General features: G+C 72.9%; 21 protein-coding genes and 1 pseudogene. 1 reads left to right on the top strand and 21 read right to left on the bottom strand.

The annotated features are described in order from the left end of the window. Nucleotides 1–33: 33 nt before the first annotated feature. The 19 genes and pseudogenes from ACIQWR_RS20790 to ACIQWR_RS20700 form a co-directional block, all read right to left on the bottom strand. Complete coding sequence (locus ACIQWR_RS20790; RefSeq protein ID WP_404011444.1) at nt 34–816, bottom strand: thioesterase II family protein; 783 nt, start codon at nt 814–816, stop codon at nt 34–36. After that, nucleotides 816–986, bottom strand: a pseudogene (locus ACIQWR_RS20785) (YbaK/prolyl-tRNA synthetase associated domain-containing protein); the annotation flags it as partial. The pseudogene ACIQWR_RS20785 and the gene ACIQWR_RS20790, both read right to left, overlap by 1 nt. A gap of 65 nt (nt 987–1,051) precedes the next feature. After that, nucleotides 1,052–2,704, bottom strand: coding sequence for a phosphoglycerate dehydrogenase (serA, locus tag ACIQWR_RS20780; RefSeq protein ID WP_404011441.1), 1,653 nt, complete (start codon nt 2,702–2,704; stop codon nt 1,052–1,054). Between the two features lie 48 nt (nt 2,705–2,752). Then, nucleotides 2,753–3,778, bottom strand: a complete 1,026-nt coding sequence (gene sbnA, locus ACIQWR_RS20775) for a 2,3-diaminopropionate biosynthesis protein SbnA (protein ID WP_404011439.1) — start codon at nt 3,776–3,778, stop codon at nt 2,753–2,755. 31 nt (nt 3,779–3,809) lie between these two features. Then, on the bottom strand, nt 3,810–4,850 hold the full coding sequence (gene sbnB / locus ACIQWR_RS20770; RefSeq protein WP_404011437.1) for a 2,3-diaminopropionate biosynthesis protein SbnB: 1,041 nt from the start codon (nt 4,848–4,850) through the stop codon (nt 3,810–3,812). 53 nt (nt 4,851–4,903) lie between these two features. Next, nucleotides 4,904–8,428, bottom strand: a complete 3,525-nt coding sequence (locus tag ACIQWR_RS20765) for an amino acid adenylation domain-containing protein (protein WP_404011434.1) — start codon at nt 8,426–8,428, stop codon at nt 4,904–4,906. 14 nt (nt 8,429–8,442) lie between these two features. Beyond that, nucleotides 8,443–9,138: a 2-hydroxychromene-2-carboxylate isomerase gene (locus ACIQWR_RS20760; protein ID WP_404011431.1), complete on the bottom strand. Its 696-nt coding sequence runs from the start codon at nt 9,136–9,138 to the stop codon at nt 8,443–8,445. Continuing rightward, complete coding sequence (gene fabG / locus ACIQWR_RS20755; RefSeq protein ID WP_404011428.1) at nt 9,135–9,878, bottom strand: 3-oxoacyl-ACP reductase FabG; 744 nt, start codon at nt 9,876–9,878, stop codon at nt 9,135–9,137. The genes ACIQWR_RS20760 and fabG overlap by 4 nt, the downstream gene beginning before the upstream one ends. Continuing rightward, entirely contained in the window at nt 9,875–10,420 is a 546-nt protein-coding gene (locus ACIQWR_RS20750; protein ID WP_404011426.1) for a 3-hydroxyacyl-ACP dehydratase FabZ family protein, read from the bottom strand. The genes fabG and ACIQWR_RS20750 overlap by 4 nt, the downstream gene beginning before the upstream one ends. After that, nucleotides 10,417–10,839 (bottom strand): 3-hydroxyacyl-ACP dehydratase FabZ family protein, encoded by a 423-nt coding sequence (locus ACIQWR_RS20745; RefSeq protein WP_404011423.1) that lies wholly within the window; start codon nt 10,837–10,839, stop codon nt 10,417–10,419. The genes ACIQWR_RS20750 and ACIQWR_RS20745 overlap by 4 nt, the downstream gene beginning before the upstream one ends. Next, the gene (locus tag ACIQWR_RS20740) at nt 10,836–11,942 is read right to left on the bottom strand and encodes a beta-ketoacyl synthase N-terminal-like domain-containing protein (RefSeq protein WP_404011422.1); all 1,107 of its coding nucleotides are present in this window, start codon (nt 11,940–11,942) and stop codon (nt 10,836–10,838) included. Before ACIQWR_RS20740 ends, ACIQWR_RS20745 begins: the two co-directional genes overlap by 4 nt. Further along, the gene (locus ACIQWR_RS20735; RefSeq protein WP_404011419.1) at nt 11,939–12,946 is read right to left on the bottom strand and encodes a hypothetical protein; all 1,008 of its coding nucleotides are present in this window, start codon (nt 12,944–12,946) and stop codon (nt 11,939–11,941) included. Before ACIQWR_RS20735 ends, ACIQWR_RS20740 begins: the two co-directional genes overlap by 4 nt. Nucleotides 12,947–13,044: 98 nt before the next feature. Then, complete coding sequence (locus tag ACIQWR_RS20730) at nt 13,045–13,797, bottom strand: alpha/beta fold hydrolase (protein ID WP_404011416.1); 753 nt, start codon at nt 13,795–13,797, stop codon at nt 13,045–13,047. Further along, the gene (locus ACIQWR_RS20725; RefSeq protein WP_404011413.1) at nt 13,794–14,735 is read right to left on the bottom strand and encodes a beta-ketoacyl synthase N-terminal-like domain-containing protein; all 942 of its coding nucleotides are present in this window, start codon (nt 14,733–14,735) and stop codon (nt 13,794–13,796) included. Before ACIQWR_RS20725 ends, ACIQWR_RS20730 begins: the two co-directional genes overlap by 4 nt. Further along, entirely contained in the window at nt 14,732–15,862 is a 1,131-nt protein-coding gene (locus ACIQWR_RS20720) for a beta-ketoacyl synthase N-terminal-like domain-containing protein (protein WP_404011411.1), read from the bottom strand. Before ACIQWR_RS20720 ends, ACIQWR_RS20725 begins: the two co-directional genes overlap by 4 nt. Beyond that, nucleotides 15,859–17,109, bottom strand: a complete 1,251-nt coding sequence (locus ACIQWR_RS20715) for a beta-ketoacyl-[acyl-carrier-protein] synthase family protein (RefSeq protein ID WP_404011408.1) — start codon at nt 17,107–17,109, stop codon at nt 15,859–15,861. The genes ACIQWR_RS20720 and ACIQWR_RS20715 overlap by 4 nt, the downstream gene beginning before the upstream one ends. A gap of 111 nt (nt 17,110–17,220) precedes the next feature. Continuing rightward, nucleotides 17,221–17,472: an acyl carrier protein gene (locus ACIQWR_RS20710; protein WP_399263406.1), complete on the bottom strand. Its 252-nt coding sequence runs from the start codon at nt 17,470–17,472 to the stop codon at nt 17,221–17,223. Between the two features lie 38 nt (nt 17,473–17,510). Then, nucleotides 17,511–17,729: an MbtH family protein gene (locus ACIQWR_RS20705; RefSeq protein ID WP_404011405.1), complete on the bottom strand. Its 219-nt coding sequence runs from the start codon at nt 17,727–17,729 to the stop codon at nt 17,511–17,513. A 342-nt stretch (nt 17,730–18,071) separates the two neighbouring features. Further along, nucleotides 18,072–18,509 carry a hypothetical protein gene (locus tag ACIQWR_RS20700; RefSeq protein ID WP_404011402.1) on the bottom strand — a complete coding sequence of 146 codons (438 nt, stop codon included), beginning with the start codon at nt 18,507–18,509 and terminating at the stop codon, nt 18,072–18,074. Nucleotides 18,510–18,706: 197 nt separating this feature from the next. On the opposite strand from ACIQWR_RS20700, the gene ACIQWR_RS20695 reads away from it, so the two are divergent. After that, complete coding sequence (locus tag ACIQWR_RS20695; protein ID WP_404011401.1) at nt 18,707–19,960, top strand: sensor histidine kinase; 1,254 nt, start codon at nt 18,707–18,709, stop codon at nt 19,958–19,960. Between the two features lie 46 nt (nt 19,961–20,006). On the opposite strand, the gene ACIQWR_RS20690 is transcribed toward ACIQWR_RS20695, so the two are convergent. Next, complete coding sequence (locus ACIQWR_RS20690) at nt 20,007–21,176, bottom strand: hypothetical protein (protein ID WP_404011399.1); 1,170 nt, start codon at nt 21,174–21,176, stop codon at nt 20,007–20,009. Next, nucleotides 21,173–22,171: a methyltransferase gene (locus ACIQWR_RS20685; protein ID WP_404011397.1), complete on the bottom strand. Its 999-nt coding sequence runs from the start codon at nt 22,169–22,171 to the stop codon at nt 21,173–21,175. The genes ACIQWR_RS20690 and ACIQWR_RS20685 overlap by 4 nt, the downstream gene beginning before the upstream one ends. Nucleotides 22,172–22,377: the final 206 nt, after the last annotated feature.

Genomic DNA, 22,377 nt, shown 5'->3' with positions numbered 1-22,377 from the left:
CGCGGCGGACGAGCGCACCCGGGCGGTGGCCGGTCAGCCGGTGGTGGCCAGCTGTCGCGCGATGGCGCCGGTGAGGGTCGCGTGCTGCTGCGTCAGGTAGAAGTGGCCGCCGGGCAGGACCTGGAGGTCGAAGCCGGCCGGGGCGACGTCGGCCCAGGCGCCCATGTCCGCCACGGTGGTGGAGGGGTCCTCCTCGCCGATGTGGGCGTGGACGGGGCAGCCCACGGGGGTGGCGGCGCGGGGGCCGTAGGTGCCGACGATCGTGAAGTCGCCCCGGATGGCGGGCAGCACGATCTCGCGCAGGTCCGGGTCGTCCAGCAGGGCGTCCTCGGTGCCGCCGAGCCGGCGGACCTCGGCGATCAGCGCGTCGTCGTCCTCGGTGTGCAGGGTGCGCGGGGCCAGCAGGTGCGGGGGCTTGCGGCTGGAGACGTGGAGGGCCGCGGGGCGCACCCCGTGCGCGCGCTCCAGGCGCAGGGCGATCTCGTGGGCCAGGGAGGCGCCCATGCTGTGCCCGAAGAGCGTCAGGGGGACGTCCAGGTGGGGCAGCAGGGCGGCGGTGACCTGGTCGGCGAGCTCGTCCATGGTCTCGACGCACGGTTCCGCGAGCCGGTCGTGGCGGCCCGGGTAGCGGGCGACCATGACCTCCGTGGCGTCGTCGAAGGAGGTGCCCCAGGCGTGGTAGAAGCTCGCCGAGCCGCCCGCGTGCGGCAGGACCAGGAGCCGGCGGCGCGGGGCGCTGCGGACGGCGTACCGCCGGAACCACCGGTCGCCGCCCACCGGGGTGGGGGGCGCGGTGGGGTGGGTACGGAGGGTCATCACGTCGTCCTCTGAGCTAAGGGGTGTTGCGCGATCGTCTCCACCCGGGGTCGGGCCAGTGCCAGGTAATCGGCCGTGGCCAGGGCGACCGACCGGTCGAGCCGGGCCGCGTTGAAGAATATCTCCTCGTGCACGAGCAGGTAGGGGTCGACCACGAGGGTCGGCCCCGGGCCCCGGTGAACCCGCAAGCGCGCCTCGCCGCCGACCGGTTGGCGCACCGGCCGGTCGTGTGTGCTCACGGTGTGTGCTCCGTCGACCAGGTCCGGGTGGCGTCGATCCGGGCGGCGGCGTCCGCCAGGACGGGCTGGGCGGCCGGTCCGCCCAAGCGGTGGGCGGGTCCGGGGGGCGCGCCCTGGCCGACCGCGATCAGTACCTCGCCGGCGCCGGCCGGGTCCCGGGCGAGCTGGAGGGTCTCGACGGGGATCCCCGCGCGGCCGAGGACCTCGGCGACGCCGGCGAGGGCGGCGGGCCGGTCGGGCGCGCGGAAGAAGGCGAGGTCCCCGGTCAGCGCGAGGTCGACGGCGAAGCCGTTGACCTCGACGAGCCGTTCGCCGGAGCGCGGGCCGCTGAGGGTGCCGCGCACCGACACCCGCTCGCCGGAGGGCAGCGTGCCCTCGACGGTGACGAGGCCGCGGTGGCGCGGGGCGTCGGGGGCGGCTGCCTCGGGGGCGGCGCCGTCCGGGTCCGTGCTCGACTCGACTTCCAGGCCCCGCTCCCGTGCGATCAGCGGGGCGTTGACGTAGGAGACTCCTCCCTCGACCACGGCGCCGAGCGCGCCCTTGAGCGCGGCCAGCGACAGCGCGGTGGTGTCGTGGCGGCAGATCTCGCCGCTCGCCCGCACCCGGAGCCGGCCGGGCAGCGAGCCGGCGGTGGCGGTGAAGAGCCGACCGAGGCGTTCGGTGAGGGTGAGCCAGGGGTCGAGGTCGTCGTCGACCACGCCGAGCGGGACGTTGACGGCCTCCGGGACGAAGCGCCCGGAGAGGGCTTGGCGCACGGATCCGGCGACGCCGACCCCGGCGCGTTCCTGGGCCTCGGCGGTGCCGGCGCCCAGGTGCGGGGTGACGACCACGGTGTCCAGTTCGAACAGCGGGGAGTCGGTGCAGGGTTCGGTCGAGAAGACGTCGACGGCGGCGCCGGCGACCCGGCCCTCCTTGAGCGCGGCGTACAGCTCGGCCTCGTCGACGATCCCGCCGCGGGCCGCGTTGACGATCCGGACCCCCGGCTTGACCCGGTGCAGCGCCTCGAAGCCGATGAGGCCGGTGGTCTCGGGCGTCTTGGGCAGATGGACCGTCAGGAAGTCGGACGTGGACAGGAGTTCGTCGAGGTCGACGACGCGCACCCCGGCTGCCTCGGCGTATCCCGGCCGGACGTAGGGGTCGTAGGCGAGCAGCCGCATGCCGAAGGCCGCCATCCGGCGGGCCACCAGCGTGCCGATCCGGCCGAGGCCGACGATGCCGAGGGTCTTGCCCGAGAGCTCGACGCCGGTGAACCGGCTGCGCTGCCAGTGGCCCTCCTTGAGGGCCGCGTCGGCCTGCGGGATGTTCCTGGCCACGGCGAGCAGCAGGCCCACCGTCAGCTCGGCGGCGCTGACGATGTTGGAGGTGGGGGCGTTGACGACCATGACGCCCGCCCGGGAGGCGGCGGCGACGTCCACGTTGTCCAGGCCGACGCCGGCCCGGCCGATCACCTTGAGCCGGGTGCCCGCCGCGATGGCCCGCGCGTCCATGCGGGTGGCACTGCGCACGAGCACCGCGTCGGCCGCGGGCAGCGCGGCCAGCAGCTCCGCCCGGTCGGCGCCCGCGCAGTGCCGGATCTCGAAATCCGGGCCGAGGGCCTCGACGGTGGCGGGAGAGAGTTCCTCGGCTATCAGTACGACTGGCTTGTGCATGGCTCGCTTCCTGTTTCTCGCGGGAGGGGGCGTTGCCGGATGCCGGTTTCAGCCGGCGCTGGTGACCAGCTGCGGCGGCTCGACGGCCGCGGCGGCCGCGGCGGCCGGGCCCAGCGCGTCCCAGGTCTGGGGGGCTCCGAAGTGCTGCTCCACCCAGGTGGGGTCGTAGAGCGTGTCCAGGTAGCGGTCCCCCTGGTCGGGGGAGAGCGCGACCGCCGTGAGCCGTTCGCCGCGCGGCCGTCCGGCGAGCCAGCGCAGGGCGCCGCTGACGACGGTCCCGGTGGAGCCGCCGAAGAGGAACCCCTGCCGGGCCATGGCGTGGCAGCTCTCCAGGGTGTCCCGTTCGGGCACCATCACGACCTCGTCGACGAGGTCGTCGTTCAGCAGCATCGGTCGTACGCCGGCCCCCAGTCCCGGGATGTGCCGCGGGAGCGCGGGGCCGCCGAAGGTCACCGAGCCGATGCTGTCGACGGCCACGATCCGTACGCGGCGCCGCTGTTCGCGGAACCAGCGGGCGCAGCCCATCAGGGTGCCGGTGGTCCCGGCGCCGACGAAGAGCACGTCCAGCTCGGGGAACTGGGCGGCGACGGTGGGGGCGGTGGTGCGGTAGTGGGCGAGCCAGTTGTTCGGGTTCACGTACTGGTTGAGCCAGACGTAGTTGGGGTCGAAGTCGACCAGGCGCTGCACGTAGTCGATCCGGGCGCCCAGCAGGCCGCGTTCCTTGTCGGGGCGCGAGATGACCAGGACGCGGGCGCCGAAGGACTCCATCAGGCGGCGGCTGGCCGGGTTGCAGCGGGAGTCGGTGACGCACACGAATCCGTATCCGCGATGGGCGGCGATCATGCTCAGGGCGATGCCGAGGTTGCCCGACGAGGATTCGACGAGCACGTCCCCGGGGGTCAGGGTCCCGTCGCGCTCGGCGGCGAGGACCATCTCCAGGGCGGCCTTCAGCTTGACCGAGCCGGCGAGGTTGAGTCCCTCGTACTTGAGGAAGAGGGGTACGTCGAAGACGGACTGCAGATCCACGAAGACGTCGTCGACGTTGATCTCGTACGGGGCTGATATGACCGTCACTTCATCACCGGTTCCGTTCGGGCGGCGCCGCCTAGTTGCGGCCGTAGCGGTCGAGCTCGTGGAAGAAGCCGTCGACGACGCCGAGCTCGCCCGCGTCCCGCAGCTGGTCGTGCACGTAGCGGCCGAGGGCGATGTCGAGCACGCCGAGGCCGAAGGGGGAGAAGATCACCGGGCGGTCGGCGGGCAGCTCGACCCGGCCTTCCAGGACGTCGAAGAGGGTGCCGTCGAGGAAGTCGCGGCTGTTGGTCAGCTGCTCGGCCAGGTGCGGCGAGGTGTCCGCCTTGAGGCAGTGCTCGACGTCGTCGACGATGTTCGTGGCGGAGAGCAGGATCTCCGGGGCCAGGTCGCGCAGGGAGACGTTGAGGACGAGCGGGTTGTGCGCGAACCAGGACGGGTCGTGGACGTGCGGGCTCGCGGCGACGGTGGCGAAGACCACCAGGTCGCTCTCCTCGATCAGCTCCTGCGCGGTGGGGTGCACGACGACGGGCGCCGAGCCGGGGCGGCGGCCGAGGTAGTCGGCGAAGGACTCGGCGTGCTGGTCCGACAGGTCGTGGACGCCGAGTTCGTCGAAGGTCCAGCCGGTCGCCTCCAGGAAGTGGTGGATGTAGCGGGCGATCAGGCCGGTCCCGACGAAGCCGATGCGCCGGGGGCGCCGCCCGCCCCGGCTGAGCCGGTCGGCGGCGAGGGCCGCCGAGGCCGCGGTCCTGGACGCGCTGATGATCGAGCTCTCCAGGCAGGCGAACGGGTAGCCGGTGGCGTGGTCGTTGAGGATCAGCACGGCGGAGGCGCGCGGGATGCCGGACGCGACGTTCTCGGGGAAGCTGGAGATCCACTTCAGGCCGTCGGTCGGCCGGTCGCCGCCGACGGAGGCGGGCAGCGCGATGATGCGGGAGCTGGGCCGGTCGGGGAACCGCAGGAAGTACGAGGGCGGGTTGACCGACTCGCCCTTGCCGTGGAGCCGGTAGACCTCTTCGGTCAGCTCCACGACCTGCTTCTCGCTGCCGGTGAGCACCTCGGCCACCTGGGTGCCGGTGATGACGGCGAAGGGCGGCACGAGCGACTGACGGGACATGGCTTCCATCCAGGTGGTTGTCGCGTGGTTGACGGGGTTGACGGTGACGGGGGCTACGGGTGGTGCGGGAGGGTGACCGGGTCGCCGAGGACGACCGCGATCTCCCGGTCGCCCTCGTAGGGCTCCCGGCTGTGCGCCATGCGGAGGTTGTCCACGATCAGCAGGTCGCCGGCGCGCCACGGCTCGCGCAGCGTGTGCTTCTCGTAGACGGCGTTGATCGCGAGCACCGTGTCCTCGTCCAGGCGGGCTCCCGATCCGTAGGTGCTGTTGAAGGGCAGTCCGTCGTCCCCGAACTCGAAGAGGAGGTACTCCCGGATCAGCGGGTCGAGGGTCCACTCGTTGAGGAAGGCGATCTGGTTGAACCAGCCGCGGCGCCCGGTGAGCGGGTGGGTCAGCACGGCGGCGGCCCGCTGGCTGGTGCGCAGGTCGCCGCCCGGCTGCCAGGTGGGCGTGATGCCGCGCCGCGCGCAGTACGCCGCCACGGCCGCGCGGTCGGCGGTGCCGAAGGCGTCCGCGAGGCCGACGCCGACGGTCTCGGTGTAGTTGCGGTCCAATCGCCATCCCTCCGCCTCGAACCGGGCGACCAGCTCGGCGGGGAGGGCCTGGAGGACGTCCGCGGAGTCGGCGACGCCGGTGACGCCGCCGGAGTCGGGCGCGGTGAGGCAGGCGAAGAGCAGCGTGCCGGGGACCTCCCGTGCGTAACTCAGCTCGTGGTGCATGCACATGGGCTGGTCGGCGGGCCACTCCGAGGAGGACAGGACGCCGTCGGCGAGCCGTCGGCGGACGGCGAAGCCCTCGCGCTCGGTCATGACCTCGTGCAGGACCTCGCGGCTCACCGCGCCCACGGTGTCGGCGTCGGCCAGGCCGAGGCCGCGCACCAGCAGCGCCCCGTGCTCGGCGACGGTGGCCCGCAGCCGGGCGCGGTGCGCGGCGGCCCAGGCGGCCGGGTCGGCGGGGGCCGGGCCGTCGAGGGTCAGCACGGCGGGCCGGCCGTCGGTGCGGGTCACCTCGAAGGGGAGCGCCGGCGCCGCGGTGGACACCGTACCGATACGGGCGGCGCCGGGCCCGGGGGCGGCCTCGGCGGCCGCTGCCGCCGGGGCCGCCGCCGGGGAAGCGCCGGCGCCCCCGGAGTCGATCAGTGCGGCGAGCCCGCCGAGGGTCGGGTGCAGCATCAGGTCCTTGAGCGTGAAGGCGCGCTCCATGCGGACGACCAGGCGCACGCCCGAGAGCGAGGTGCCGCCCCGCTCGAAGAAGCCGTCACCGCGCCCGATCTTCTCGACGGGCACCCGCAGCACCTGTGACCAGGCCCGGGCGAGGGCGCGCTCGGTGTCGGTGACGGGCTCCTCGTGGACCCGCTCGTCCTCCTCGACCGCTCCCAGTTCCGCGGCCAGCACGCCCAGGGCGCGCTTGTCGGTCTTGCCGTTGGGGGTGAGCGGCAGGGCCGCCAGACGCTCCAGCCGGCCGGGCACCATGTAACCGGGCAGGGTCTCCCCCAGGCGCCGGCGCAGGGCGTCCGCGTCCTCGTCCGAGCCGCTCTGGAAGCCGACGAGGTGGCGGCTGCCGTCGGGGGCGTCGACGACCACGACCGCGCCGTCGCGGACCCCCGGCAGCTTCAGCAGCTGGTTCTCGATCTCGCCGATCTCGATCCGGAAGCCCCGGATCTTGACCTGTGCGTCGCGCCGGCCGAGGAACTCCAGGGTGGCGCCGGGCAGCCAGCGGCCGAAGTCGCCGGAGCGGTAGAGCCGTTGCCCCGGGCGGTGCGGGTCCTCGCCGAAGACCTGCGCGGTCCGCTCGGGGTCGTTGACGTAACCGCGGCCCACGCAGACGCCGGAGAAGACGATCTCGCCGGGAGCGCCGAGGGGGACGGGCCGCAGGTGTTCGTCGACGACGTAGGCGGTGACGTTGCCCACCGCCCGTCCCAGCGGTACGGAGTCCCAGGCCGGGGGTTCGGTCATGACCTCGTGGTGGGTGTCGTCCGAGGTCTCGGTCAGCCCGTAGGCGTTCATCAGGGCGACGTGCGGGAAGCGGTCGAACCAGCGGACGGTGAGTTCCTTCTTCAGCGCCTCGCCGGTCACCGACACGCAGCGCAGGGCGGGCAGGGCGCGGGGGGCCTCGTCCAGGCGGGTGAGCACCACCTCCAGGTAGGAGGGGACGGCCTGCAGGACGGCGACCTCGCCCCGCTCGACGGTGTCGATGTAGCGGTCGACGTCGAGGATCGCGTCCTGTCCGACGATCAGCGTGCGGCCGCCGACGACGAGCGCCGCGACCAGCTGCCACAGGGAGATGTCGAAGGACTGCGGGGCGGTCTGCGCCACCACCGTGTCCGCGCCGATGCCCTGGTCGTCGATCTTGGCGTACAGGTGGTTGACGAATCCGGCGTGCTCGCACATCGCGCCCTTGGGCTCGCCGGTGGACCCCGAGGTGAAGTACAGGTAGGCGAGCTGGTCCGGGGCCACGGGGACGCCCGGATCGTGCTCGGCGCGGGCCTGCGCGTAGGCGGCCGCGACGTCGAGCACTTCGAGCCCCGCGGGCGCGGCCTGTTCCAGGTGCCCGGGGCCGCCCGCCTCGGTCAGGGCGAGGCGGCAGCCGCTGCGGACCAGGGTCCGGGCCATCCGGTCGGCCGGGGCGTGCGGCTCGACGGGCAGGTAGGCGGCGCCGGCCTTGAAGACGCCGATGACCGACGCGAGCCAGTCCAGGTTGCGTTCGGTGACCACGGCGACGACCGCTTCGGCGCCCAGGTCCCGGGCGAGGATGGCGTGGGCGATCCGGTTGGCGCGGGCGTTGAGCTCCGCGTACGTCCAGCTCCGGCCGTCGTGGACGGCGGCGGTCCGCTCGGGTCGGGCGGCGGCCTGCTCCTCGAACAGCTCGTGGAAGCGGCGGTCGGGCAGCTCCCGCGCCGGGCCGGCGAGTCCGTGGATCTGGAGGCGGTACTCGGCCTCGCCGAGCAGTCCCCGGTCGCGACCGAGGGCGTCGGGCGCGGCCACCAGCTGTTCCAGCGCGGTGAGGTAGTAGCCGGCGATCCGGTCGGCGGCGGCGGCGTCCAGGACGTCGGTGCGGTGGCGCAGCAGCAGGGCGGGACCGCGCCGGCCGTGGCGCAGGGCGGCGATCAGGACGGTGTGCCCGTCGGTGTGCCCGATGTCCCCGGTGACACCGGGGTGCCCGTCCGTGTCCCCGGCGGTGTGTCCGAGGTCCAGTACGGTCTCGAAGGCGTCCCCGGCGGGTGCGGCGGCCGCCCGCGCGGCGGCGGTCAGCAGCTCGTGGCGGGTCCCGTGGCCGAGCGACAGGGTCAGGGCGTGCGGGGCGGCCGGGGCGCGGCCCGCGCCCGGCGGTGGGACGTAGCCGCTGACGACGGTCCGCTCACCGCTCAGGGCGGCCAGCACGACGGTGTGCGCGGCGAGGAGCGCGGCGGCCCAGTCGGTGCCCGCGCGCCGGGCCAGCGACCGCACCCGCGCGGCGAGCCGGACGGGGACCGGCACGGTCAGCTCCGCCCAGGTGGTGGGCGCGGGCGCCCCCTGCGGGGTCGCGGCCGGGGGCACCGAGCGCGGGATCAGCCGTTGGGGGGCTGCGGTGGTCGTCATCGTCGTCTCTCCTGTCAGGCCCGCGGGCCGCTGTCGGGCGCGACGGCGAGGGGGACTTCGGCGAACGGCGCGTCGCTGATGCCGTCCCAGTCGTAGCCGCGTACGGCGGCGACGAAGGCGCCCACGCGCTCGGCGCCCCAGAACGCCTCGCGCCCGTGCATGAAGAACGGCACCCCGAAGGCGTCGTCGTGGTAGGCGGCGACCAGGCACTCGACGCCCTTGATCCGCAGGTCCAGGTTGTCGACCGCGTCGGCGATCGAGGGGTCCAGACCCAGCTCGGTGGCGATGGCCACGATGGTGTCCCGGTCGGCCAGGTCCCGGCCCTCGTTCCAGCGCGCGCGGTAGGCGAGGTCGACGAACCGCCGTCCCATGCCCTTCTCCTCCGCCGCGAGGTAGGCCAGGTGGGAGACCTCCCAGTGGGGGGCCCGGTCGACGGGCCAGGTCACGTTCCAGCCGCGGGCGTGCGCCCAGCGGCGGGCGTCGCGCAGGATGTAGAAGTTCTTGGAGCGGTGCATCGGCATCACGGGCAGGTCGACGCCGGCCTGGTCGAGGAGCCGCGTGGACAGCTCGTCGGGCTCCCAGTAGGGGATCCACTCGATCTGGTCGAGGACGTCGGGGTACTTCTCGGTGAGGTCGCGGTAGGCGAACCACGAGTAGGGGCTGCGCAGCGAGAAGTACCACCTGGGGTTCTTCTTCCGGCGGGTGCTCACAGGGATATCCCCCCGTCGATCTGGAAGACGGATCCGGTGATGTAGCTCGCGCGCTCGCCGGCGAGGAAGGCGACCAGGTCGGCGACCTCGTCGGCCGAGCCCATGCGGCCCAGGGCCACGCCCGCGAGGGCTCCTTCGACGGCGCGCTCGGACACGGCGGCGGTCATGTCGGTGTCCACGAAGCCGGGGGCGGCCACATTGACCCGGATGCCGTAGCGGCCGACCTCCTTGGCCAGCGACCGGGAGAAGCCGATGATGCCGGCCTTGGAGGCGGCGTAGTTGGTCTGGCTGGCGTTGCCGTAGATGCCGGCGACGGAGGAGATGTTGACGATGCTGCCCTTGCGGCGCTTCATCATGGGGAAGGCCACCGCGCGGCAGACGTGGAAGACCCCGTCGAGGTTGGTGGAGACGACCGACTTCCAGTCGTCGTCGGACATCATCACCAGCCCCTTGTCCCGGGTGATGCCGGCCGAGGTGATCGCGGTCGCGACCGGCCCCAGCTCGTCCTCGGTGGCGCTCACCCACGCGCGCACGGCGGCCGCGTCGCTGACGTCGACGCGCCGGTACAGGACGCGGGCGCCCAGCTCGTCGGCCTCCTTGGCCAGGGTCTGCGCCGCCTCCTCGCGGGAGTGGTAGCAGAAGCTCACGTCGTAGCCGTCGGCGGCGAGCCGCAGCACGGTGGCCCGGCCGATGCCTCGGGAGCCTCCGCTGATCAGCGCCACGGGCCTGTTGTCGGTCATCGGGTGGTGGCCTCTCGGTCGGGTCCGGCGGAGGGTTCGGCGGACGGCGCTGTGGACGGCTCTACGGACGGCTCTGCGGGGCGCAGTTGGTCGGCGGGGCGGAACGCCATGACCATGCGGGTCACGGTCATGACGGTGTCGTCGCCGCTGTGGCTGCTCCCCTCGAAGATCACCGAGTCGGTGAGGGAGCGGGTGATCCGGACCCGGTGCTCGATCAACTCGCCGGGCCGCACCGGCCGGTGGAACCGCGCGTCGGCGACGGAGCCGAAGAGCATGACCTGGCCGACCGGTGCGTCGGCGATCGCCGAGGCCAGCAGCCCGGCCGCCTGGCCCCAGGACTCGATCAGCAGAGCGGGCGGGTAGTCCAGCGGGGTGTCGGGGGAGATACCCCGGTACCAGGGCTCGTTGTGGGTGACGGCCTTGACCGCGCGGACGTACTCGCCGGGTACGAGCTCCAGCACCCGGTCGACGAGCAGCATCGGGTAGCGGTGCGGGAGCAGGTCGGTGACCTTCGGCAGGGCGCGCTCGGGTGCGGTGGTCATCGCCGGCCTCCGGCGCTCTCGTAGCGCAGCCGTACGGAGGCCGCCTTGCCGCGCTCCGTCGTGGCCACGGCGTCGCAGCGCAGACCGGTGTCGGTGCGGCGCCACTTGAGGGTGAGGGAGAGGGTGTCCCCGGGGTAGACGGCTCCGGCGAACCGCGCCGATTCGACGGCGGCGAGTTCGGTGGGGTCCGGAGCGGCGTCCCCGTCGGTGGCCGCGCGCTGGACGCACTCCAGCACGCAGACCCCGGGGAAGATCGGGAAGTCGGGGTAGTGGCCGGCGAATACCGGCTCGTCCGCGCGGATCTCGACGCGGGCGGTGGCGGCCAGGCCGTCCTCGGTACGGGCCTGCACCCGGACCTCGGCCGCGACCGGGCTGACCGGGGCGGGCGTGCCGACGGGGGCGGGCGGGGCCGCGCTCACTCGGCACCTCCGAGCCGGAGCACCGCGCAGGCCAGCGAGCCGTCGCGGTCGGCCGAGGTGACGACGGCGATGCGGCCGGCGGCCTCGGGGTCGGCGGCGGCGGTGGCCAGCAGGACGGCGATCTGGAAGGACCCGGAGGCGGCGGAGACGTCGCCGATCCGGCCCACGGCGGGCACCCGGTCCAGGGCGGCGCTGCCGCAGACCTCGGTGAGCGCCTCGCGCTCCAGGTGGCCGAGCAGGCCGGGGGCGTCGCCGGCAACGGCCGCCCACACCTCGCGCGGGTGGACTCCGGCGGCGTCGAGGGCCGAACGTACGCAGGCGTCCAGGGCCGCGCGCACCAGGATGCCCGTGGCCACGCGGGTGCGCACGGCCAGGACCTCGGCGAGCCGGGGGCGCCGGGCGACGAGGCGGTCGGCGGGCTCGACGAGCAGCACGGCCGCGCCCTCGCCGAGCGGGACGCCGGGGGCTTCGGCGCCCCTGGCGTGGCGCTCCAGCCAGTAACGGGCGGCCGAGTACTCCTCGGCGGCGGCGCAGAGCACGGTGTCCGCGCGGCCCGAGGAGAGCAGCCGGGTGGCGTAGTTCAGGGAGAGCAGGCTCGCCGCGCGGCCGCCGGCCAGCGTGGTGTTGGGGCCCTTGATGCCGTACCAGATGGCGCACTGGCCGGCGGCGCAGTTCATGACGGCGTTGGGCATGACGGCCGGGTCGACGTCGTAGGGCCGGTCGCCGACCAGGGAGCTGCGGGTGAAGTCCATCATGCTGGCGGCGCTGCCGGTGGTGGTGGCGAGGACCAGGGCGGCCCGCTCGCCGGTCTCCGACTCCCGGTCGGCGCCGGGGCGTTCCAGCAGCGAGCCGACGGCGGCGACGGCCAGGCCGGTGACCCGGTCCATGGAGCGGGTGCCCTTCTTGCCGAGCACCTCGCGGGTCTCGAAGCCGGGTACCAGGTGGGCCCGGGTGCCGGGCACCTTCCAGCGCGCGGTGTCCACCGGGGCGGCGGTCGGGCGCCCGCTGCGCAGGCCCTCGGCGAAGGCGTCGGCGCCGATGCCGTACGGGGAGACCGCGGACCAGCCGGTGATGACCGCCCGGGGCGCCACGGCGGTGCTCATGACGCCGCCCGGCGGGGTGTGGAGAGGGCGGTCACGGTGGAGGCGTCGAACTCGGCCATCTCCCACTGGTTGGGCGCCGACTCGTGGAGGTAGCCGTGGGTGATGGTGCCGGTCGCGGTCTTGACGAGCGCGCCGTCGCGCAGGACGTAGCAGTCCATGCGGGTGGAGTAGAGGAGCGTCTTGAAGATGCTCTCGACCGTGTAGACGGTGTAGAGCTCCTCCTCCATCACGGTCTCGTCGAGGATCTCGATCCGGGACTGGGTGACGACGGGGATCCAGCCCCGGGTGTCGAGGACCTTCTTGATGGGCAGGCCGCGGTCCGCGAGGAAGAGGTCCTCGACCTCCTCCATGATCCGCAGGAAGCCGGACATCTGGACGCGCTCGTTGAAGTGGCAGTAGAAGTACGGCATCCGCCAGCGCCAGCCGAACGCGTTGGTGTCGCCGATGAGTTCGGCCAGGACCGGGTCCGTGTCGGTGCCGCGGCCGGCGGTGAACCCGCCGTAGGGCAGCGGGGCGGCGTCGATCGCGCGGCGTTCGCCGGTGCCCAGGCGGGCGGCGGTGAAGCGCTCGATCCCCTCGGGCCAGGCCTCGTCGGCCTTGATGTGGTCGTCGACGCGCAGGGCGACCGCCACCTTGGAGCCGGCGCACTTGACGCGCTTGCCCTCGCGCTCGACGTACAGCTCGACCTTGAAGCGCAGGCGGTCGTCGGCGGCCTTGGTGACCGGGGTGACGACCGCTTCCACCTCGTCGTCGACGGCGAGCAGCGCGGCGAGGCGGGAGTGGATGTCCACCACGTCGAACCCGAGCCCGAAGCGCCGGTAGAGGTCGCCGACGGGCAGGCCCGCGGACCGGAAATGGTCCAGGACGGCGGCCTCGGCGACGTAGTTGATGTGCTTGAAGCCGATGGCGAAGCTGATGTTGTTGCCTTCGAACAGCGGGCGCAGCCGCGCGGTCGTCGGGTTCTCCAGCAGCGCCGTCACAGCGGGATGGGGCGTCGGGCCCATCACGGACTCCTTCGTCTTCGTCGGGGTGGGGTCGGGTCGGGCGTGGGGCGGATCGGGCGGGGGGCGGATCGGGCGTGGGGGGAATCGGGTGCGCCGGGTCAGGCCACCGGGAGCCCGGCCCGCTCGGGGAGGCGGTCCAGGACGGTGCGGACGGTGCGGGCCAGCCATGCGGGCCGCTCCAGCATCGGGAAGTGGCCGCAGTCGGGCACGGTCAGGCAGCTGCCCGCGGGCAGCACGGCGGCCAGCGCGCGGGCCTCGTCCACGGGCGCCGCGAGGTCGAGTTCGCCGCCGATCACCAGGACCGGGGTGTCCACCAGGTCCACGCGGAACAGCGGGGTGCGCAGGTAGGTCTCGAAGAAGCGGAGCCAACCGTAGGGGCCGACCCATTCGGTCATCCGGCGGGCCATGTCGGCCCGCAGCTCCGCGCCGATGGGCCGCTCCAGCGTGCGCAGCCGGATGGACTCGGCCATGGTGCGCGGGAAGTCGGCCATGCTGGTGCCGAGCAGGTCCCAGTGGAACGCGTCGGCGTCGGCCCGGTAGAAGGGGTTGACCAGGACGACGGCGGGGACGTCGAGGCGCTGCCCGGCGGCCGCCCGGCGGCAGAGCAGTTCGAGCAGCAGGACCGAGCTGAAGGAGTGGGCGACCACCACGTCGGCGCCGCCGGGGACCGCGTCCAGGACCTCCTGGAGCAGCGCGGCCGAGTCGCTCTCGTGCCGCCAGCCGGCGATCCCGCCGCTGTGCCAGGGCAACCGGGGCGCGTGGACGCGCAGCCGCGGGTCCCAGTGCCCGGCCATCGGCTCCCAGATGGACTCGTTGTTGCCGAGTCCGTGCAGCAGCAGTACGTCGCTCATGCCGGAGCCTCGGCGCGCAGCAGGGCGGCCGCGGCGCCGCCGGTCAGGGCGTACACCGGTGCGGTGCGGCCCTGGGCGAACCAGCCGACCGCGGCGGCGCACTGGACGACGCCCAGCGCGCCGGAGAGCTCGCCCCAGCCGTCGAGGGCGATCCGCTCGGCCCCGCCGGTCTCCGGGCCCACCTCGGGGGTGAGCAAGAGCCCGGCTCCGGGGGCCGCCGCGGACAGGGCGGCGAGGGCGTCGGCGTACTGGGGAGCGTGCAGGATCGGGCCGAGCAGGGCCTTGGCCGACGCCGTGGGGGTGCGGCTGAGCACCAGGGCGGCGCCGCCGTCGGCGACGGGCCCGTCCACGAGGCGGCGGGTCACCTCGTTGTCCGGCTCGACCCCGGTGACCACCATGTGGTCGGCGCGGCCGGAGCGGATCATCAGGGCGGCCCAGCGGACCGCGTCCAGGCCCGAGGAAGTGCCGTTGCAGACCGTGAGGTTGGGGCCGCGCAGGCCGAAGCGGATCGCGGTCTGCGAGGCGATGATGTTGCTGGAGGCGTTGGGGGTGTCCATCGGGCTGAGGGCGCCGGTGGACTCCTTGGCGATGGTCTCCACGGCCCGGCACACGGTGTCCGCGTTGCCGAGGTTGGAACTGACGACGACGCCGATCCGCTCGCCCGGGACGGTGGGTGTCCGGCCGTCGAGCATCCCGGCGTCGGTGAGCGCCACGTGGGCGAGGTGGAGACCGAGCCGGGTGGCGCGGTCGTTGAAGCGCAGGCCCTTCTTGCCGATGAGGGCCGCGGGGTCCACCGGGGCGGCGCCGGGGACGGCGGGCCGCAGGAGTGCGCTCGGGTCGGCCGCGCCGGGCAGGGCCACGGCGACGCCGGAGACGAAGACGGGGACGGATACGGGGGCGGAGGCGGGTACGGGTACGGAGGCGGGGGCGGTGCTCATGCGGCGCCCCCGACGATCGCGACGGCGTTGACGCCGCCGAAGCCGAAGCTGTTGACCTGGGCCAGCCGCAAGGGAGTCGCCAGCGGCGCGCCGCTCACCAGGCGGAGCCCGGCGCCCTCGGGCAGGGGGTCGGTCAGGCCCGCGATGGGCGGGACCAGGCCGGCGTCGAGGGAGCGCATGGCGACGATCAGGCTGAGCAGTCCGGCCGAGCCAGAGGTGTGTCCGGTGAGCGACTTGATGCCGGTGAGCGCCGGGGCGGCGCCGTCGAACACGCGGGCGGTCACGGTGGCTTCCGTCCGGTCGTTGAGCGGGGTGCCGGTGCCGTGCAGGACGACGAGGTCGATCTCCTCGGGTGTCACCCGCGCCAGCTCCTGGGCCGTGCGGACGGCGGCCTCCACCCCGGCCTCGTCCGGCGCGGTCTGGTGGTGGGCGTCGCAGTTGACGGCGACCGAGCGCAGCCAGGCCCGCACGGGGCGGTCCGCGGCGGGGGTCCGGGTGAGGACGACGGCGGCGGCGCCCTCGCCCAGGATGGTGCCCCGGCGGTCCTCGTCGAAGGGGCGCACGGAGGTCGGCGGATCGAACTGGACCCGGTCCGCCTGGCCGAACATGCTCTCGGTGACCACGTCGCAGCCGGCCACGATGACCGTCCGCGCCTCGCCCAGTTCCAGCAGGTCCCAGGCGAGGGCGAGGGCGTAGAGCGAGGCGGAGCAGGCGCCGGCGAAGGTGTGGGCGTCGACGGCGCCGAACCGGCGCCGCAGGGCCCGCGAGAAGTCCAGGCCGTCGGCGTCGAAGGGGACGCCGTCGCGCCACCACAGTTCCAGCGAGCGCAGTTCGCGCAGGCCGGTGCCCACCAGGACGGGGATCCCGGCGAGGTCCTCGGGCAGGCCCGCGTCCTCGGCGGCCTGGCGGACCGCCTCGATCAGGAAGCGGGTGGCGCGGGCCGGCTCGTCGACGCCGTCGGTCTCCCGGTCGTCGATCTCGAAGAGCTGCTGCGCGTGGAAGCGGGTCCGGTCGAAGGCCCGCAGGGGGGCGAGCCCACTGCGGCCGGCGCACAGGGCGTCGAAGATCTCGTCGGGGTCGGCGCCGATGCTGGCGACGGCCCCGGACCCGATGATGGCGTACGTCATGCCACGGTCTCCTCGTACTTGCCGAGGATGACGATGGCGTTGTTGCCGCCGAAGGCCAGGCCGTTGTTCTGGACGATCCGCAGGTCGGCCTCGACCGCGTGGTTGGGGACGCAGTCGATCTCGCACTCCGGGTCGGTCCGGCGGTGGTTGATGGTCGGGGGGATGAAGCCGTGGGTGATGGCGAGGCCGCAGGCGATGGCGCCCAGCGCGCTGGCGGCGCCCATGGTGTGGCCGAGCATCGACTTCAGCGAGATGGTGCGGGGGGTGGCGTCGCCGAAGACCTTGCGGATGGCGCCCGCCTCGGTGATGTCGTTGGCCTTGGTGCCGGTGCCGTGGGCCGAGATGAGGTCGACCTCCTCGGGCTTGACCCCGGCGTTCTCCAGGGCGATGGTCATGCACTGGGCGACGCTGTCGCCGTTGGGCGCGACCTGGTGGTAGGCGTCGCAGTTGAGGCCGTAGCCGAGGACCTCGGCGTAGATGGTGGCGCCGCGGGCGAGCGCCGAGTCCAGGCTCTCCAGGACCAGGACGCCGGCGCCCTCGCCGGTGAGGATGCCCTTGCGGTCGGCGTCGAAGGGCTGGCAGAACTCGGGGGCGATGGTGCCCAGTCGGTAGAAGCCGGTGAAGGTCTTGCGGCACATCGCGTCGGCGCCGCCGCACAGGGCGTACTCCACCTCGCCGGAACTCACCGCGTCGAAGCCGTACCCGATCGCGTAGTTGCCCGCGGAACAGGCGGTCGCGATGGTGGGGGCCTCGACGTCGGTGAGTTCGAGCTCCTGCGCGATGGCGGTGGAGAGCCGGGCCGCCGACACCCGCCGGACGATCTCCGGATCCATGTGCTCCGGTCCGTCGGCGAGTTCGGCGGCGACCAGCTGGTCCAGCTCGTAGGACTCGCCGTCCGTGGTGCCGACGGAGATGAGACCCCGTCGACCGGCGAGTTCCACGGGATCCAGACCCGCGTCCCGGACCGCCATCCGCGCCGCCGCGACGGCGAAGCGGCTGGCCCGGCCCAGCTCGCGCACCGGAGTGCGCGATATCCACTGTTCGGGTTCGAACCCCTTGACCTCGCACCCGTTGACATGGGCGAAGCCTTCGACGTCGAACACCGAGATCGGGCTGACGCCGCTGCGTCCGGCCCGCAGGCTGTCGGTGAACTCCTCGGCTCCGATGCCGATGCTGGAGATCACACCGAAGCCGGTGAGGACCACTCGGCGTTCCCCCGAACCAGCGCCGGGGCGTACTGAGGACATGCTCTTCCCCCTTCAGACCTGCGAACCTGCGGTGCGGCGAACCTGCGGTGCGGCGGACGTACGGATGTACGGACGCATGGATGTACGGACGTACGGACGTACGGACCCGGGTCAGCGGACGGGAGCCGCCGAGACGACGTCGTACACGCGCTCCAGGTTGACCATCTGGGCGAGCTCGGACTGGTCGATGGTGATGCCGAACTCCTTCTCCAGGGAGGCGAGGATCTCGATCGCGCGCAGCGAGTCGGCGCCGTGGTCGTCGATGAAGAGACTGGTCTCGCTGACCTCGTCCTCTTCGAGTTCGAGGATGTCGCAGACGATGTCCTTGATGGCGTTTCGGCGCTCGTCGGTGAGGGTCGACATGGTGTGTACTTCTCCTATTTCTGAGATCGTTGGTCTCTTCAGGCGGCGTCGGCGGACATGGCCGCGGCGAGGCTGCGCGGACGCATGTCCGTCCAGTGCTCGTTCACGTAATCCAGGCATTCCTGCCGGGCCGCCTTGCCGTGCACTGCGTTCCAGCCCGCCGGAATCTCGGCGAAGGCGGGCCAGATGGAGTACTGATCCTCGCCGTTCACCAGCACATAGAACTCGGCGTCATCGTCTTCGAACGGATTGGCCACGAGTCGTCCTTTCCAGGCACCTTCATATAATTCCGGTCGACCTTAAGCAGCTGGGTTTCGACCAGGCAAGGACTTTCGGACACGCTCGTGAAGTAAATGTTCGAGAGATTGCAATGAGAAGAATTCAATAACGTGTTGCGCGACGCGCCGGCGGGCTCTCGTCAGGCCCGGCGCCGGCCCGGAAGGGGCCGTCCGCCCGGCTCGGCAGCGCGATCGGTGGCGGCCCGTCACCCGCACCGCGCCTCCCGGCACCCAGCGTCACCGCCGGACATCAAGAAGTTTGCGATGCTCCCACGAGCGATCCGTGGCGCCCCGCGAGCGATCCGCCGGAACGGGCTAGCGTCATCCCTGGGCCGAACTCCTCACGGCCCGGCGGCGGATGGCGCGCAGCAGGGACCGGCGGCTCAGTCCGCTGGCCGCTCTGATCGTGAACCAGTACCCGCGGAACCTGCGTCGGGTGTGCTCGTCCGTCGCGTACACGCGGGTCTCGGTGCTCAGGACCCGCCCGTCGTAACGAAGGTTCATCGCCATCTTGAGGAACCCCGCCTCGGTGCACCCCGCGAACGCCTCGGCGAGCGGCCCCACCGGTTTCGGCCTGTCCTCCAGGCAGTCCAGGGAGATGAAGAGGACCTCGCCCTCGCCGGCCTCGACCGCCTCCATGGCCTCGCCGAGGAAGTCGGAGACGATCCGGCGACCGGCCGACACGTCCACCTTGGTCAGCGACATCAGCGCGCGCGACACGGGCGCCTCGCCCCATGTCGTCTCCCGCACGGCGCTCATCACCCGCTCCGGCGGGACCCCTCTCGGCAGAGGGATCGAGTGGGACTCGCGGAAGTGCCACCTCGGCAGTACGTAGTCTATTTTCGCGGCGGTCGGCTCGCCCATCGCACTCTCCCAGCAGTAGCGGTGCAGTCCAGACAAGTCCTCCCAGGAACGACGAGGTCACGGCAATGCCGTATCGAACTCCCCTAACCGGCGTGGCCAAGACGATCTGCGCGGTGACCGCGGCGGGCGCCCTGGCCGCCGCGGCCGTGGCGGGGCCCGGAGGCGGCTGGCTCTCTTCCCTCACCATGGCGACGGCGTGCGTCACGGCCCTGGTGGCGGCCGGCTGGCACACCCGCGACCACCACCGGCTCGCCGTCGCGGCGACCACGGTGGCCCTCTGCTCCGGCATCGGGACCCTGCTCACCTTTCCCGGCCGCGCGATCAAGGCGGACTCCCCGGCCGCGTCGCTGATGTCCGCCGAGTACCTCGCCGTACTGGGCCTGCTCTTCGTCGTGACCCGGTTCATGCCGCTGCGGCGGGCGGTCCCGCTCTGGCTCGCGCTGGGCACCGCCGGCTCCACCCTGGTGCTGCGCGCGCAGGAGTACGGCAGTTCGCTGGAGGCCGTCGGGCAGTGCGCCTTCCTCTCCTTCGGCGCGCTGTGCGCCGGCGCCGTCGGCGGCTACCTGCGGTGGCTGGAGGACCAGCGCATCGACGCAGTCCTGACCGCACGGCGCTCCCAGCGCATCGAACTCGCCCGGGACCTGCACGACTTCGTCGCCCACGACGTGTCCGGGATCGTGGTGCTCGCCCAGGCCGCGCAGGTCATGGGAAGCGAACAACCGCACCTGGTCGCGTCGTTGCTGGAGCAGATAGAGGCCGCCGGCCAGCAGGCGCTGAAGTCGCTGGACCGAACGGTGCTCATGCTGCACGACGCCGGAGAGCGCACGACCGACGGGAACGACGACCGCGACGGGCGGCCCAGCTCCTACGGCCTGGCCGACATTCCCGAAGTCGTGGCACGGTTCACCGCGTCGGGCACCGCGGACGTCGCCCTGGACTTCGGGTTCACGGCGCGGACGGCCGCCCTCGTGCCCCGTGAGGTCGCCGGAACCGCGCACCGCGCGGTCGTCGAGGCCCTGACCAACATCCGCAGGCACGCACCGGCGGAGACAGTCGTGCGGGTGGTCGTCGAAGCCGGTACGGTCGGTCCGCTCCCCGCGCTGGTCGTCATGGTCACCAACACGGACGACCCCCTCACCTCCGCCGCCCCCCTCCACGTCGGCGAACGGCGCGGCGGCCTCGGGCTGGTCGGCCTCACCGAACGCGTCGAGGCCCTCGGCGGCTCGCTCGCCGCCGGTCCGTACGGAACCGGTGGCTGGCGGTTGCGCATCGAACTGCCGGTGGACACCGTCGTGGCGCGGGCCGACTCCGTGGGGAACGCGGCGGGGCCAGGCGCCGACCGGTAGGGACCGGCCGGCACCGGACCGCGATCGGTCGCGGGGGCCGCACGGGTCAGCGGTAGAGGAACCCGGAGAGCAGGGGAAGGCCGCCGAACGGATCGGCCCCGGCCACACAGGCGTCCTTCTTCACGAACCGCTTCACGTACGCGGCCCCGTCGGTCCCGCCGGAGGCCGGCGTGTGCGCGGGGAGGTAGGTGCGGGCGAAGCGGTAGTGGTTGCCACGCCACTTGGACAGGGCCCGGTCCAGTACGTGCCAGCCGTCCCGCAGGCGCGTGTCCGCCGTGTCCGCCAGTGCGGCGGACAGGGGTCGGTGGTCCCGGACCTCCGGGGTGTTGAGCACGTGGAGGTGGTCGACGGAGTCGAAGACCTCGGCCTTGCGCGGGTCGTACCCGTACACCGAGATCTCCATGGCGTGGTAGTTCAAGGACTGCACCGCGCTGGCCGCGCCCGTGTAGTCCCGGAACGTCATGAACCCGTCGGGGGTCAGCGTGAGCAGCACGTGGAAGACATCGTTCAGTAAGCGCGCGCACCCGCCCGCCAGTTCCAGCCGGCCGGCGGCCCGGGCCGGGAACTCGTCCTTGGCCGCGGCGACTTCCACCGCGAGCCGCCGGACCAGGAAGAACAGCGTCTCGCACGCCTGGACCGACCGGAGGAAAACGTTCTCCTCATGGAGCGGGGAGCGGGGGAAACGCGTGGACTCCGCGAGCAGTGCGGCCCGCCGGGCGAGCTCGGGGTCGACCGCGGCCCGGTCCACCAGATCGGCGATCCGTACCTGGAGCAGCGGATCGGTCACCGTGCCGCCCACGGCGAGGATCGCGTCCTCCAGCCGCTTGATCCGCTCGTCACCGCGCTCCGGCCGCTCGCCGACCGCCCAGGCGGCGCGCTCCACGTCCAGCAGGTCGACGAGGGTGACGCGCAGTGCCAGCAGGGCGCCGGCCACCGGGTCGTCCGGGAAGCGGTCGAGGTACCAGCCGTAGGCGTGCAGGCACGTGTAGCGGTAGTACTCCGGTATCTCCAGCTCACGGCTGACCGAGCGGGTGAGCAGCCGGGTGACCTCGTCCTCACCGGTCGCCCGCTCCGGAAGACCGTCGTGCAGGGCGGCGAGGTGCGCCGCTTCCTCGGGTTCCAACCGGGCCCGCCCGCGCGTCCGCTGGAGCGTCGCGACCTCCCGTTGTCGGGGCGTCAGGAGCGCCCGGGTGGCAAGGGGGGCGTCGACGCTCACGGCTTCCTCCCCACCACGAGGTGCTTGTCCCAGGTGGAGCGGTGAACGGAACAGTCCACGAAGCCCGACTTCTCCAGGAGCCCGGTGTACTCGGACGCGGTGCGGTGGCGCCCCTGCGTCTCCACGTGCATCGACAGGTTCATCGCGGCGGTGGCCAGCGGGCCGCCCGCCTCGTCGAACAGGCGCTCCATCAGCAGCACGCGGCCGCCGTTCGCGCACGCGTCGTACGCCTTGGTGAGCAGCTCCACGCAGGTCTCGTCGTCCCAGTCCGAGAGGATGTACCCGAACGAGAGGCATTCCGCGCGCGGCAGGGCGTCGGCGAAGAAGTCGCCCGGTACGAACCCGAGCCGGTCGCCGCTCCCCTCCGCCTCGCGGGTGCGCTCCAGGAACGGGCCGACCTGCGGGAGGTCGAAGACGGTGACGTTCAGCTCCGGGTAGCTCCGCAGGGCGGCCACCGCGAAGGCGCCGCTGGCGCCGCCCACGTCGACCAGGGTGCGGACCCCGTCCAACTCGGCGAGCCGCACCAGCTCGCCCGAGACGCCGAAGCTCAGCTGCCACATGGCCTCGAGGAAGGCTTCCGTGGCCGCCTCGTCCTTGTAGATGGTGTCGAACGGCGAGGGCAGTTCGGCGTCGACGGCGGCCTTGCCCTGCGTCAGGTACGCGTCGAGCTGGTGGAGCTGGCCCGTCGTGTTGGTCACGAGGTGGCGGACGAAACTCCCGAGGTAGCGGGGACTGCGTCGGTCGAGGGCGGGCACCAGCTCGGGCGCGAGGCGGTACGTGCCCTCGTCGTCGCGCTCGACGACGGACACGGCGGCCAGGACGAGCAGCAGCCTCTCCAGCGTCTCCGCGTCGATCTGCCGCGACCGGGCGATGCCGGCCGGGTCGGCCGGCCCTTCCTGGATGAGGTGGGTGAAGACGCCGTGCTTGTCGGCCAGATGCAGCGCGTGGGTCGAGAACAACCCGAACATGGCATGGTCGAGCGTGTGGGAAATCATCGGTTCCTCTCACGGGGAATACCGCGCGTTTTTCGGAACAGATTCACGCCGGACCGCACCGCACCGTTAGCGCGATTCAACAACCCTGATATGGCGTATCCCGCCCACCGCCGGACACCTACGGTGATCGGAGGTTACCGAAGGGCAGGAAAGGTGAAATGACGGAGATCCTCGATTTGGGAGCCCACGGCGCGGAATTCGCGAGG

The organism is Streptomyces sp. NPDC098789, from assembly GCF_044759975.1.
In the GTDB taxonomy this organism is placed as follows: domain Bacteria; phylum Actinomycetota; class Actinomycetes; order Streptomycetales; family Streptomycetaceae; genus Streptomyces.
The sequence above is the reverse complement of the archived record's forward strand: the minus strand, read 5'-3'. Positions and strand labels throughout refer to the sequence as shown.

Coding starts and splice junctions, on each gene's coding strand:
- ACIQWR_RS20735 (WP_404011419.1), bottom strand. CDS start 12,946: ATGGGCCCGACGCCCCATCCCGCTGTGACGGCGCTGCTGGAGAACCCG.
- sbnB (WP_404011437.1), bottom strand. CDS start 4,850: ATGTCCCGTCAGTCGCTCGTGCCGCCCTTCGCCGTCATCACCGGCACC.
- serA (WP_404011441.1), bottom strand. CDS start 2,704: ATGCACAAGCCAGTCGTACTGATAGCCGAGGAACTCTCTCCCGCCACC.
- ACIQWR_RS20720 (WP_404011411.1), bottom strand. CDS start 15,862: ATGACGTACGCCATCATCGGGTCCGGGGCCGTCGCCAGCATCGGCGCC.
- ACIQWR_RS20710 (WP_399263406.1), bottom strand. CDS start 17,472: ATGTCGACCCTCACCGACGAGCGCCGAAACGCCATCAAGGACATCGTC.
- ACIQWR_RS20765 (WP_404011434.1), bottom strand. CDS start 8,428: ATGACGACCACCGCAGCCCCCCAACGGCTGATCCCGCGCTCGGTGCCC.
- ACIQWR_RS20685 (WP_404011397.1), bottom strand. CDS start 22,171: ATGATTTCCCACACGCTCGACCATGCCATGTTCGGGTTGTTCTCGACC.
- ACIQWR_RS20790 (WP_404011444.1), bottom strand. CDS start 816: ATGACCCTCCGTACCCACCCCACCGCGCCCCCCACCCCGGTGGGCGGC.
- ACIQWR_RS20740 (WP_404011422.1), bottom strand. CDS start 11,942: ATGAGCACCGCCGTGGCGCCCCGGGCGGTCATCACCGGCTGGTCCGCG.
- fabG (WP_404011428.1), bottom strand. CDS start 9,878: ATGACCGACAACAGGCCCGTGGCGCTGATCAGCGGAGGCTCCCGAGGC.
- ACIQWR_RS20715 (WP_404011408.1), bottom strand. CDS start 17,109: ATGTCCTCAGTACGCCCCGGCGCTGGTTCGGGGGAACGCCGAGTGGTC.
- ACIQWR_RS20750 (WP_404011426.1), bottom strand. CDS start 10,420: ATGACCACCGCACCCGAGCGCGCCCTGCCGAAGGTCACCGACCTGCTC.
- ACIQWR_RS20725 (WP_404011413.1), bottom strand. CDS start 14,735: ATGAGCACCGCCCCCGCCTCCGTACCCGTACCCGCCTCCGCCCCCGTA.
- ACIQWR_RS20700 (WP_404011402.1), bottom strand. CDS start 18,509: ATGAGCGCCGTGCGGGAGACGACATGGGGCGAGGCGCCCGTGTCGCGC.
- ACIQWR_RS20730 (WP_404011416.1), bottom strand. CDS start 13,797: ATGAGCGACGTACTGCTGCTGCACGGACTCGGCAACAACGAGTCCATC.